Source organism: Bradyrhizobium sp. SEMIA, assembly GCF_014844175.1.
GTDB lineage: Bacteria > Pseudomonadota > Alphaproteobacteria > Rhizobiales > Xanthobacteraceae > Bradyrhizobium > Bradyrhizobium arachidis.
On sequence record NZ_CP046601.1, the window covers coordinates 412,416 to 424,408 of the forward strand.

An 11,993-nucleotide genomic window follows, 5' to 3' on the forward strand; every position below is an offset into this window, starting at 1 on the left:
GCATCCACGTTCTTGGTGCCGCGAGAGGAAGGTCGTGGATGGCCGGGACGAGCCCGGCCATGACGCAAGGTGAAGGGACCGTCCCATGATCATCGAGCGCGAGCAGGACGTCACGGCCGCGGCACTGGCGGTGATGGAGCGGACGGCCGATCCGCGGCTGCGCCAGATCATGGTCTCCCTGGTCAAGCATCTGCACGCCTTCGTCCGCGACGTCCGCCTGAGCGAGCAGGAATTCCGCGATGCCACCGCGATCGTGGCCGAGCTCGGCAAGCTGACCACCGACACGCATAATGAGGTCGTGCTGATGGCCGGCTCGCTCGGTGTCTCCCCGCTGGTGTGCCTGCTCAACAACGGCGACGACGGCAACACCGAAACCGATCAGTCGCTGCTCGGGCCCTTCTGGCGGCTGAACTCGCCGCGGGTCGAGAACGGCGGATCAATCGTGCGCTCGGAGACGCCGGGCGCGCGCTGTTCGTCAGCGGCCGTGTCGTCGACAAGGAGGGTCGTCCCGTCGCAGGCGCAGAGGTCGATGTCTGGCACGCTTCGCCGGTTGGTCTCTACGAGAACCAGGACCCCGATCAGGCCGACATGAACCTGCGCGGAAAGTTCACGACGGACCAGGGTGGGCGCTTTGCCTTCCGCTCGGTGATGATGGTCGGCTATCCCATTCCGACCAACGGCGTGGTCGGCCGCCTGCTCGAGGCGCAGGGCCGGCATCCCTATCGACCGGCGCATCTGCACGCGCTGATCTTCAAGCCCGGATTCAAGACGCTGATCTCGCAGGTCTACGATCCCGCCGATCCTCATATCGACAGTGACGTGCAGTTTGGGGTGACGCAGGCGCTGATCGGCAAGTTCGAGCGCCACGATACGCCGCATGCGACCGCATCCGACGTCGTGGCGCCCTGGTACTCGCTCGACCACACCTATCGGCTCGAGGCCGGGGAAGCCGTGTTGCCGCGGCCGCCGATCAAATAGGCGCACATAGGCCCGCTGCCGGGCGCAGGAACGCAACTAAACCCGCTTCCCCCAATTAGTTATATCCTATAATGATTGGCGGAAGCGTTGACCGGCCGGACCAAAATGGCCGGGGAGGAGTTCGCCAATGACATTCATCTATCCCACCGACAGCAACAAGGCGCATCCGCTGCCGCTGTCGCCCGAGTACAAGAGCTCGATCAAGCGCGCGCCGAACAAGCCGTTGATCCCGATGCGCCACACCCTGTCGGAGCTGACCGGTCCGGTCTATGGCCACGAGACCGTGCGCGAGGGCGACAACGACCTCACCACCCAGCATGTGGGCGAGCCGATCGGCGAGCGCATCATCGTGCACGGCCATGTCCGCGACGAGGACGGCCGCGGCGTGCCGAACTCGCTGGTCGAGATCTGGCAGGCCAATGCCTGCGGCCGCTATGTCCATGTCCGCGACCAGCACCCGGCACCGCTCGATCCGAATTTCACCGGCGCAGGCCGCACCGTGAGCGATGCCGACGGCTATTACCGCTTCGTCACCATCAAGCCCGGCGCCTATCCCTGGGGCAACCACCACAACGCCTGGCGTCCCGCGCATATCCATCTGTCCGTGTTCGGCCATTCCTTCGTCACGCGCCTCGTGACCCAGATGTATTTTCCTGCTGACCCGCTGTTCCCGTTCGACCCGATCTTCAATTCGGTGCCGGACGAGAAGGCGCGGGCGCGGATGGTGTCGTCGTTCGACCTCGAGAACACCCAGCCCGAATGGGCGCTGTGCTACCGCTTTGACATCGTGCTGCGCGGCAAGAACGCCACTCCCATGGAGAACCACTAAAGTGCAGGATTCTGTGAAGCCCAACGGGATCACCCCATCGCAGACCGTCGGTCCGTTCTTCAAATACGGCCTGACGCCGAACGGCGAGTACGCCTGGAACGACGCGTTCACCAACTCGACGCTGACGCCCGACGTCTCCGGCGACCGCATCCGCATCGAGGGCCGGGTGTTCGACGGCGACGGCGTCGTCGTGCCCGACGTCATGCTGGAGATTTGGCAGGCGGATGCGCAGGGCCGCTTTGCCGACCCGCAGGACAAGCGCGCGCTGCCGAACGCCAGCTTCCGCGGCTTTGCCCGCTGCGGCACCGACAAGGACGGCAATTATTCCTTCGACACCATCAAGCCCGGCGTTGTGCCCGACCCCGACGGCAAGCCGCAGGCGCCGCACATCGTGCTTGCGGTGTTCGGACGCGGCATGCTGCGGCATCTCTACACCCGGATCTATTTCAGCGACGAGGCCGGCAATGCCGCCGACCCCGTGCTGGCGCTGGTGCCGGCCGATCGCCGCGCCACGCTGACCGCGGTGCGCGAGGCCGGCAAGCCGCTCTACCGGCTCGACCTGCACCTTCAGGGCGACAACGAGACGGTGTTCTTCGACGTCTAAGGCAATGCGGAGCGGCGATTCCCGGTCGCCGCTACGCGCTTCTCATTCAGCGCAATCGCAGCCAGTGCCGCGCGTTTGAGCATCAGTTCATTGACGCAAACCGATTGACCGACATCCCATTCCCGTAGTTATGCGGAGCTTTTCTTCGGCAACCTCTCCGCGAGGAAAGCCCGTATTTACCGTAGCGGTCTAGGGTCAGTGCAGATTTGATTCGCGCCCGGATTGCCTCATGAAAATTCGCCTGTCGTTGTCGTCCGCGATTATTGCGTTCGGGATCGTGCTTGCCATCGGCTTCACTGCGGTCGTCTCCACCAGCCTCTATGCGCTGCGCGAGCTCAAGGTCGGCGGTCCGCTCTATTCCGACATCAAGCTCGGCAATGACCTCATCGCCGACATCCTGCCGCCGCCGGAATATGTCATCGAGGCCTATCTCGAAGCCACCCTCGCCATGCGCGAGCCGGATCAACTGGCGGCCCATGGCGAGCGCCTGGTCCAGCTCCGCAAGGATTACGACGAGCGCAAGGCTTACTGGGTCGCCTCCAGCCTCTCGGCCGACCTGAAGACGGCTCTGGTATCGAAATCCGATGCCGAGGTGCAGAAATTCTGGAAGGCATCCGACCAACTGCTGCCGGCCCTCAAGGCCAAGGACACGGCTGCCGCCGAGCGCGCCTATGCGCAGCTCAAGGATGCCTACACCGAGCATCGCGCCGTCATCGACAGCATCGTCGAGAACGCCAACAAGCAGAACGCCGCCATGGAGAAGCTGGCCGCGGACCGCGACAGCTCGATGCTTTACATCCTTCTCGGCGTCTCCGCCGCCGTTCTCGCCTTCATTGCCGCGGGTCTGCTCGGCGTTGCCCTCGGCGTGGTGCGACCGATCGTGCGCATGACCGGGGCGATGCAGAAGCTCGCAACCGGCGATCTCGCCGCCGATATTCCTTTCGCGCACCGTCAGGACGAGGTCGGCTCGATGGCCGGAGCCCTGCAGGTGTTCAAGCAGGGGGCAATCGAGAATTCTCGCCTGCGCGAGGAGCAACTGCGCCAGGAGCAGGAGGCCGCGCTCGCCAAGCGCGGCGCCCTGCACCAGATGGCCGAGACCGTGGAGCGCGAGACCGGCCGCTCGGTCGACACCGCGAGCGCGGCGAGCCAGGGCGTCGAGCGGGCCGCCTCCAGCCTGGCCGAGATCGCGAGGTCGCTGTCGGCGGAATCGCAGGCGGTGGCCGCGGCCTCCACCCAGGCGCTGGGCAGCTCGCAGACCGTTTCGGCCGCAGCCGAACAGCTGAGCGCCTCGATCCGGGAGATCGCGACCCAGGTGGCGCGGACCTCGACCGTCACCAAATCGGCGGTCGCCGGCCGCGAGCAGGCGCGTTCGACCATCCAGGCGCTGGCGGGCGCGGTGAAGAAGATCGCCGAAGTCTCGGATCTCATTGGCGGCATCGCCGGCCAGACCAATCTCCTGGCGCTCAACGCCACGATCGAGGCCGCGCGCGCCGGCGAGGCCGGTCGCGGCTTCGCGGTGGTCGCCGCCGAGGTGAAGTCGCTGTCGGACCAGACCGCCAAATCCACCGAGGAGATCACGCGGCTGATCGCCGAGATCCAGGCTTCGACCCAGGCCGCCGTCGATGCCGTCGAGAGCATGGGAGGCCACATCGTCGAGATCGACGGCGTCGCCACCTCGGTTGCCGCCGCGATGGAAGAGCAGGACGCCGCGACGCGGGAGATCGCCCGGTCGATTTCCGAATCGGCGTCCGCCGCCAAGGAGGTCTCTGCCAAGATCGACAATGTCAGCCGCGACGCCGCCTCCGTGGATGAACGCGCCGCGGAGGTCAGGAAGGCGATCGCCGGCATGGCGGCCAATCTCGAACAGCTGCGGTCGGTCGTGGTCCGGACCGTGCGGGACTCGACCGCCGCGGCCTGAAGCCCGGCATCAGCTCTGCCGCTGGTGCCCGGAATTGCGATCGTGCAGTATTGCGCGGGACAGGGGCATCGTGGTCATGACACTTCCACAACTGCCGGCGGTCGTTGAGCCCGCCCAACTGACCGCGGCGCTGCGCAAGGGGCGCGTGTTGGATGCTGGCGCTGTCCGAGAGGTGAAGGTGTTGCACCAGCGCGACACCGTCTTGTCGCACATCATCCGCCTCGGCCTGCGCTATGTCGGAGAATCCGGCGGCGCGCCGCAATCGCTGATCCTGAAGACCGCGCATGCCGCCTTCGCAAAATCGCTCGCAGATGCCGGCCGCCACGAGGTGGCTTTCTACACGCAACTTGCGCCGAGCATGCCGCGGGGGCTCGCGCCGCGCTGCTTCGACGGGAGCTTCGACGAGGAGAGCCGGGCCTGGCATCTCCTGCTCGAGGATCTCACCGACAGCCATGTGATCGCGACCCAGTGGCCTCTGCCGCCGTCGCGCGAGCAGGCGATGGCCATCGTCACGACGCTGGCGCGCTGGCATGCGGCATGGTGGGACCATCCCGGTCTTGGTGACACCGTCGGCAGCTGGGCGAGCGCCGAGGACCGCGCGCAGCACATGGAGACCTTTGCTGGCCATTACGACCGTTTTGCCGATCTGCTCGGCGACCGCCTCAGCGAAGAGCGCCGCACCCTCTATCGCCGTCTGATCGAGCATTCGGCCCGGCTGTCCCAGCGCTATCAGTCACGGCGTCACATCAGCATCGCCCATGGCGATGCCCATATCTGGAATTTCCTGCTGCCGCGTCCCGGCGTCGCAGACACCGTGCGCATCTTCGATTTCGACCAGTGGCGCATCAACGTGCCGACGACCGATCTCGCCTACATGATGGCGACCCAATGGTATCCGCAGCAACGGCAGGCGCTCGAGCGGCCGCTGCTCAATCATTATCACGAGACGCTGATGGCCAATGGTGTCACCGGCTACACGCGCGGCGCGCTCGATCAGGACTATCGCCTGTCGGTGCTCTGGCAGATCACCAAGCCGGTCTGGCAATGGAGCATCAACATTCCTCCGCTGATCTGGTGGAACAACCTTGAGCGGGTGATGATGGCGGTCGAGGATTTGGGGTGTGAGGAGTCGTTGTAGCCGGCGCTGCTTCAACATTCTCGCTGTCGTCCCCGCGACGCGGGGACCCATAACCACAGGAAGCAGTTGCGGCGCGAGCCGGCAACTCCGAGTCTTCGCCAAACCACTCCCTGTGGTTATGGGTCCCGGATCGGCGCTGCGCTTGTCCGGGACGACGGGGGAGTATGAGGCAACGCCGCGATAACGCGTCTACTCCATCACCGCATGTTCTGGCCCCGCGGCCTGCTTGCGCAGCGTGGCCTTGGTCGAGCCGATCAGCAGGGCGAGCGGGATGGTGAAGAGGATGAAGAACATCACCAGCTGGTAGTCGTGCGCGAAGGCGATGATTTGCGCCTGCACGCTGACCATCCTGTCGGCCATCGCGCGGCCGGCATCGGTCGACAGATTGATCATGCCGCGCACGTCGGGCATCTGCAGCGCGTGGTTGAACGGGTTGATGTGCTCGGAGAGGATCGCATAGGTTCGCCGCGTTCCCTGCGTCAGCTCGGCGATGACGACGGAAATGCCGACCGAGCTCGCGACGTTACGCATCAGCGTCAGCATCGCGGTGCCGTCGGTGCGCAAATTGTTCGGCAGCGTCAGGAACGCCACCGTCGAAAGCGGCACGAACACGAGGCCGAACCCGAAGCCCTGGATCACGCTGACGGTCACGATCTCCGGCACCTGGGTCAGGTCGGTCCAGCCCGTCATCTGGAACAGCGAGCCCGCGGTCAGCGTGAGGCCGGTGATGATCAGCGTGCGCGCCTCGAAATAGCGCATCATGCGGCCGACCAGCATCATGGCGAAGAAGGTGCCGAAGCCGCGGCTTGCCAGCAGCAGGCCGGCAGTGATGATGGGATAGCCGATCACGTTCTGCATGTAGGGCGAGGCCAGCGCCATGGTCGAGAACAGCACGAGGCCCATCACGACCATGAACATGCAGCCGGTGACGAAATTGCGATCCCGGAATAGCGCGAAGCGGATGAACGGCGTCGAGGTCGTGAAGGAGTGCGCGAGGAAGAAATAGAAGGCAACGGCCGAGACGATGAATTCCGCGATGATCTCGTTCGATTCGAGCCAGCCCAGTTGCTCGCCGCGGTCGAGCGCGAGCTGGAGGGCGCCGATCGCGATCGCCAGCGCGGCAAAGCCGAGCCAGTCGAATCTGAGGGTGAGGTCCTTCTTGGTCTCGTCCATGAAGACGATGAGCCCGATCACGGTGATCGCGCCGAACGGCAGATTGACGAAGAACACCCAGTGCCAGGAATAGGTCTCGGTCAGCCAGGCGCCGAGCGAGGGGCCCATGATCGGGCCCATCATCACACCCATGCCCCAGATCGACATCGCCTTGGCGCGTTCCTGGAGCGTGTAATAGTCGAGCATCACCGACTGCGACAGCGGCACCAGCGCGGCGCCGAACACGCCTTGCAACAGGCGGAACAGCACCATCTGGTTGATGTCCTGCGCGAGGCCGCACAGCACGGAGGCCATGGTGAAGCCGGCCGAGCAGATGATGAAGATGCGCTTGCGGCCGAAGCGGTTGGCGATCCAGCCCACCGGCGCCGTCATGATCGCCGCGGCGACGATGTAGGAGGTCAGCACCCAGTTGATCTGGTCCTGCGAGGCCGACAGCGTGCCCTGCATGTAGGGCAGGGCGACGTTGGCGATGGTGGTGTCCAGCGCCTGCATGATGGTCGCGGTCATGGCGCAGATCGTCACCATGTTCCGGCGCAGGCCGGGGACCATCAGGCTGGCATTGGGGCCGGACATCGGATCAGTCCTTGTCGTGGTCTTTGTCTTGGCTTGCGGTCGCCGGCAGGCCGAACAGTCCGGCGAGCGAGCGCTTGTGGCCGGTGTCGATGGTGGCATAGACGCTCATGCCGGCCTTCAGCTTCCTCACATATTTGTCGGTCTCGTCGAAATAGATGCGGATCGGCACGCGCTGCACCACCTTGACGAAGTTGCCGGTGGCGTTCTGCGGCGGCAGGATCGCGAATTGCGCGCCGGTGCCGGGCGAGAGCGAGCCGATCTTGCCCTTGAAGACGTGGTTCGGGAACGCGTCGACCTCGAGGGTCACGGGCTGTCCCTCGGTGACATAGGTGAGGTCGCTCTCCTTCGGATTGGCGTCGACCCAGGGATGGGCGACGTCGATGATGGAGAACACCGCCGTGCCGGCGCTGACGTAGCGGCCGAGCTGGATCTGCTCGACCTGCGTCGCCACGCCACTCATCGACGCGCGCACAACGGCGTGGTCGAGATTGCGCTCGGCATTGTCGAGCTTGGCCTTGGCCTGCGCGTAGGGCGGGAATTTCTCCAGCGGCAGGTCGGTGTCGCCGAGCAATTGCGTCTTGGCGGTCGAGATCTGTTGCTTGACATATTGCGCGATCGAGCCCGACGTGACCAGTGCGTTCGCGGCGTTGTCGAGGTCGAGCTGCGAGCCGTAACTGTTCTTCACCAGCGCCTGCTTGCGTTCGACATCGCGCTGCTTGAGGTCGACGCCCTGCTGGGCGAGGTTGAGCATGTCGCCGTAGATCTTGATGTTGGCGCGGAGGTTGTCGTAGGTGCTCTGCGCCTGCATCAGCTGCGCCTTGGCCTCGTCCACCGCGAGGCGGAACGGCACGGGGTCGATCTCGAACAGCACGTCGCCTTGGTGGACGAGCTGGCCTTCTTTGACCACGACCTTCTCGATCTTGCCGGAGATGTCGGGCGTCACCAGCACCTTCTGCGCGCCGACATAGGCATCGTCGGTGCCGACATAGCGGCCGCCATTGAGATAGAAGGTGAGGCCGCCGACGGCGACCACGATCGGCAGCACGACCATCAGCAGGAAGCGGCGATAGCGCCGCAGGCCCGCCACGAACCGGCGGCGCGGATCGGTGCCGGCCTTCTTGGTCGGCTTGCCGCTGTCGATCTTCTGCTCGGGCTGGAACTTGAGGACTTGATCAGCCATAGCGCTGCTCCTTACGCGCTTGTTCCGCTCCGCTATTCTGGATCGCGTTACGCACGTTTTCCTTGATTGTTTCGAGTTGGGTGAGGAGGCGGTGGGCGTCCGCCGGGTTGATGCCGTCCAGCGCATTGGCCGTGAGCTCGGACTTCAGCCCGCTCATCCGGCCGAGCAATTGCCGCCCGGCTTTCTTCAGATAGAGCCGCTTGACGCGGCGGTCCGAGGCATCGCTGCGGCGCTCGATCCAGTCGTTGTCGCACAGCTTGTCGATCAGCCGGGTCAGCGTGATCGGCTGCATCTCCAGCAACTCGGCGAGTTCCGACTGTTTCATGCCCTCGCTGCGCTCGACCTTGGCCAGCACGGCCCATTGCGCGCGGGTGATGCCGAAGCGCGAGGCCTCCTTGTCGGCGTAGACACGCAAGAGGCGGTAGAGCTCGCCGAGCGTGAACAGGAAGTTCTGGTCGACAGACCCGCGGGTCATAAGCTTGGTCTCCAATAAGCTTGGCATATAATAAGCAAGCTTATGATTATTTCATGGCGGATTGCCGGGATGCTGTCCCGCGGGGGGAGCATGGCTGGCAGCCGCGTTCGGTGTCGCGCTTTGGGTTCCCTCACCGAAATGCTAGAACGCTGCCGGCATGACCCTCGCAAAGCCGGCCTTTCCTGCGCCCGACCACGATCACGGCCGCTGCACTGCGGACGCGCTGGCGCATGCCGAGGCGGTCTGCGAGCAGCGCGCGCAGAAATTCACGCCGATCCGCCGTCAGGTGCTGGGCGCCTTGCTCTCCAGCCATCGCCCGCTCGGCGCCTATGAGGTGATCGACGAACTCGCCAAGTCGATGGCGCGGCCGGCGCCGATCACGGTCTACCGTGCGCTCGATTTCCTGATGGCCAACGGCCTCGTGCACCGCATCGAAAGCCGCAATGCCTATCTCGCCTGCGCCGCCCACGACCACGATTCGACCTCTGCGGTGGCGTTCCTGATCTGCGAGCGCTGCGGCCTCGTCGGCGAGATACCCTCGGCATCCTTCGCCGGGAATCTCAACGCCGCGGCGCGCAGCTCAGGTTTCGCCCCCAAATTGTCCGTGGTGGAGATCACGGGCGTCTGCACCCATTGTCAGAAAGCTGCATAAAGCAACAACGGCGCAAAGCCGGATCACAGGAAACATGCCCACACCTCAAGCCATCCCGTCCGCCGGTCGTCCCCTCAGTGCCGGCGCCATCGCCCTGATGCTCATGCTGTGCCTGACCTGGGGTTTCAACCAGATCGCGGTGAAGCTGGTGCTGCCGGATATCCCGCCGATGCTCCAGGCGATGATCCGCTCGATGGGCGCGCTGCCGGTGCTGTTCATCATCGGCACCTTGCGCGGCGTGAAATTCTTCGAACGGGACGGCACCTGGAAGCCCGGCCTGATCGCAGGACTGATGTTCGGCATCGAGTTCGTGCTGATCTTCCAGGGCCTGCGCCTCACCTCCGCCTCCCGCGCGGTGGTGTTCCTCTACACCGCGCCGTTCTTCGTGGCGCTCGGCTCGTATCAGGTGCTCGGCGAGCGGCTCGGCGCCTCGCAATGGCTCGGCCTTGCCATCAGCTTTGCCGGTGTCGCGCTCGCGATCGGCGTGCCGCAGCCCAATGTCGACGCGCATGTCCTGCTCGGCGATCTCCTGATCGTCGGCGGCGCCGCGCTATGGGCCGCGACCACGCTGGTGGCCAAGGGCACCCGGCTGCGCTTCGCAGCTCCCGAGAAGGCGCTCGGCTATCAGGTCGCAACCTCGATCCCGATCCTCGGGCTGGCGGCGTATCTGTTCGGGGAGACCATCACTCATACGCCGTCGCCGCTGTCGCTCGGCCTGATGGCCTTCCAGGCGATCTGGGTGGTCGGAACCACGTTCACGCTTTGGTTCGCACTGGTGAAGGCCTATTCAGCCAGCAAATTGTCGGCTTTTACCTTCATCACCCCTTTGTTTGGCGTGGTGGGTAGCTATTTCATCATGCACGACACTCTGAGCCTTGCTTTCGGGGCGGCCGCCGTCCTTGTAATTGCTGGGCTTTTTCTGGTTAACCGTCCGAGCCGAGAGGCTGCGGCGCCGCGCGATGCATTGCTGAATGCCACCAAAACCTGATATTTGGACCCCATGAACAAGCTCGAAAACTCCATCGATTCCGACCTCGCGGGCCCGGCGCCCCGGCACCAGACCACCCAGGTGAAGGTCGGCGACGTCACTGTGGGCGGCGGTGCACCGATCGTCGTGCAGTCGATGACCAACACCGACACCGCCGACATCGACGGCACCATCGCCCAGGTCGCAGCGCTGGCGCGCGCCGGCTCCGAAATGGTCCGCATCACCGTGGACCGTGAGGAGGCCGCAGCCGCCGTTCCGCACATTCGCGACGGCCTCGCCAAGCGCGGCATCACCACGCCGCTGATCGGTGACTTCCACTATATCGGCCACAAGCTGCTCGCCGAGCATCCGGCCTGCGCCGAGGCGCTCGCCAAATATCGCATCAATCCCGGCAATGTCGGCTTCAAGGACAAGCGCGACACCCAGTTCGCGGACATCATCGAGATCGCCAACAAGAACAACAAGCCGGTGCGCATCGGCGCCAATTGGGGCTCGCTCGACCAGGAGCTCCTGACCAAGCTGATGGACGAGAACGCCGCGTCGCCGTCACCGCGCGACGTGCGTGCGGTGACGCGTGAAGCGATGGTGCAGTCGGCGCTGCTCTCGGCCGCGCGGGCCCAGGAACTCGGCATGCCGAAGGACCGCATCATCCTCTCGGCCAAGGTTTCGGCCGTGCAGGATCTGATCGCGGTTTACCAGGACCTCGCGTCGCGCTCGGATTACGCCATTCATCTCGGCCTGACCGAGGCCGGCATGGGCTCGAAGGGCATCGTCGCTTCGTCGGCCGCGCTCGGCATCCTCTTGCAGCAGGGCATCGGCGACACCATCCGCATCTCTCTGACGCCGGAGCCCGGCGGCGACCGCACCCGCGAGGTGCAGGTCGGCCAGGAGCTCCTGCAGACCATGGGCTTCCGCACCTTCGTGCCGCTGGTCGCGGCGTGCCCCGGCTGCGGCCGCACCACCTCGACCACGTTCCAGGAGCTGGCGCGCTCGATCCAGGATTTCATCCGCGACGAGATGCCGACCTGGAAAACGAAATATCCTGGTGTCGAGGAGCTCAACGTCGCGGTGATGGGCTGCATCGTCAACGGCCCCGGCGAGTCCAAGCACGCCAATATCGGCATCTCGCTGCCCGGTACCGGCGAAGCGCCGGCCGCGCCCGTGTTCGTCGACGGCAAGAAGTTCCGCACGCTGCGCGGCCCCGGCATCGCCGCAGACTTCAAGGCGCTGGTGATCGACTACATCGACCAGCGCTATGGCCAGGGAGCCAAGGTGCCCGTGACCGCGGCGGAGTGATTTCACTCCGCTAGCGCCTTACACTCCGCGGTCGTCCCTGCGAAAGCAGGGACCCATAACCACAAGGCGTTGTGGTTGCGGCAGGCTGCCACTCCGAGTCTTCGCCAAACCTGATCCTGTGGTTATGGGTCCCGGGCTCGCGCTACGCGCGCCCCGGGACGACAGCTGTGGTTGCAGCGGAGATTGCGT

At 65.1% G+C, this 11,993-nt stretch carries 10 protein-coding genes and 1 pseudogene; 8 read left to right on the forward strand and 3 right to left on the reverse strand.

Annotated features, from left to right (window positions below):
- Positions 1-85 precede the first annotated feature (85 nt).
- From FOM02_RS02005 to FOM02_RS02025, 5 genes and pseudogenes are all read left to right on the forward strand, one after another.
- Positions 86-978, forward strand: a pseudogene (locus FOM02_RS02005) (dioxygenase).
- Positions 979-1,105: 127 nt separating this feature from the next.
- Positions 1,106-1,807, forward strand: coding sequence for a protocatechuate 3,4-dioxygenase subunit beta (pcaH, locus tag FOM02_RS02010; RefSeq protein ID WP_027563278.1), 702 nt, complete (start codon positions 1,106-1,108; stop codon positions 1,805-1,807).
- A gap of 1 nt (position 1,808) precedes the next feature.
- Positions 1,809-2,411, forward strand: a complete 603-nt coding sequence (pcaG, locus tag FOM02_RS02015; protein ID WP_027563277.1) for a protocatechuate 3,4-dioxygenase subunit alpha — start codon at positions 1,809-1,811, stop codon at positions 2,409-2,411.
- Between the two features lie 229 nt (positions 2,412-2,640).
- Complete coding sequence (locus tag FOM02_RS02020) at positions 2,641-4,329, forward strand: methyl-accepting chemotaxis protein (RefSeq protein WP_027563276.1); 1,689 nt, start codon at positions 2,641-2,643, stop codon at positions 4,327-4,329.
- A gap of 49 nt (positions 4,330-4,378) precedes the next feature.
- A complete protein-coding gene (locus FOM02_RS02025) occupies positions 4,379-5,467 on the forward strand; it encodes a phosphotransferase (protein ID WP_265442286.1) in 1,089 nt (362 codons plus the stop codon).
- A gap of 189 nt (positions 5,468-5,656) precedes the next feature.
- Here the strand turns inward: FOM02_RS02025 and FOM02_RS02030 are convergent, their stop codons facing one another.
- Genes FOM02_RS02030 through FOM02_RS02040 form a run of 3 tightly spaced genes read right to left on the reverse strand, consistent with a single transcriptional unit; the run spans position 5,657 to position 8,868 of the window.
- Positions 5,657-7,213: an MDR family MFS transporter gene (locus tag FOM02_RS02030; protein WP_027563274.1), complete on the reverse strand. Its 1,557-nt coding sequence runs from the start codon at positions 7,211-7,213 to the stop codon at positions 5,657-5,659.
- Positions 7,214-7,217: 4 nt separating this feature from the next.
- Positions 7,218-8,393 (reverse strand): HlyD family secretion protein, encoded by a 1,176-nt coding sequence (locus tag FOM02_RS02035; RefSeq protein ID WP_027563273.1) that lies wholly within the window; start codon positions 8,391-8,393, stop codon positions 7,218-7,220.
- The gene (locus FOM02_RS02040; protein WP_027563272.1) at positions 8,386-8,868 is read right to left on the reverse strand and encodes a MarR family winged helix-turn-helix transcriptional regulator; all 483 of its coding nucleotides are present in this window, start codon (positions 8,866-8,868) and stop codon (positions 8,386-8,388) included. Before FOM02_RS02040 ends, FOM02_RS02035 begins: the two co-directional genes overlap by 8 nt.
- A gap of 157 nt (positions 8,869-9,025) precedes the next feature.
- Between FOM02_RS02040 and FOM02_RS02045 the strand changes: the two genes are divergently transcribed.
- Genes FOM02_RS02045 through ispG form a run of 3 tightly spaced genes read left to right on the forward strand, consistent with a single transcriptional unit; the run spans position 9,026 to position 11,804 of the window.
- Positions 9,026-9,520 carry a Fur family transcriptional regulator gene (locus tag FOM02_RS02045; RefSeq protein ID WP_027563271.1) on the forward strand — a complete coding sequence of 165 codons (495 nt, stop codon included), beginning with the start codon at positions 9,026-9,028 and terminating at the stop codon, positions 9,518-9,520.
- A gap of 34 nt (positions 9,521-9,554) precedes the next feature.
- Positions 9,555-10,508, forward strand: coding sequence for a DMT family transporter (locus FOM02_RS02050; RefSeq protein WP_027563270.1), 954 nt, complete (start codon positions 9,555-9,557; stop codon positions 10,506-10,508).
- A gap of 12 nt (positions 10,509-10,520) precedes the next feature.
- The gene (gene ispG, locus FOM02_RS02055) at positions 10,521-11,804 is read left to right on the forward strand and encodes a flavodoxin-dependent (E)-4-hydroxy-3-methylbut-2-enyl-diphosphate synthase (RefSeq protein WP_027563269.1); all 1,284 of its coding nucleotides are present in this window, start codon (positions 10,521-10,523) and stop codon (positions 11,802-11,804) included.
- Positions 11,805-11,993 lie beyond the last annotated feature (189 nt).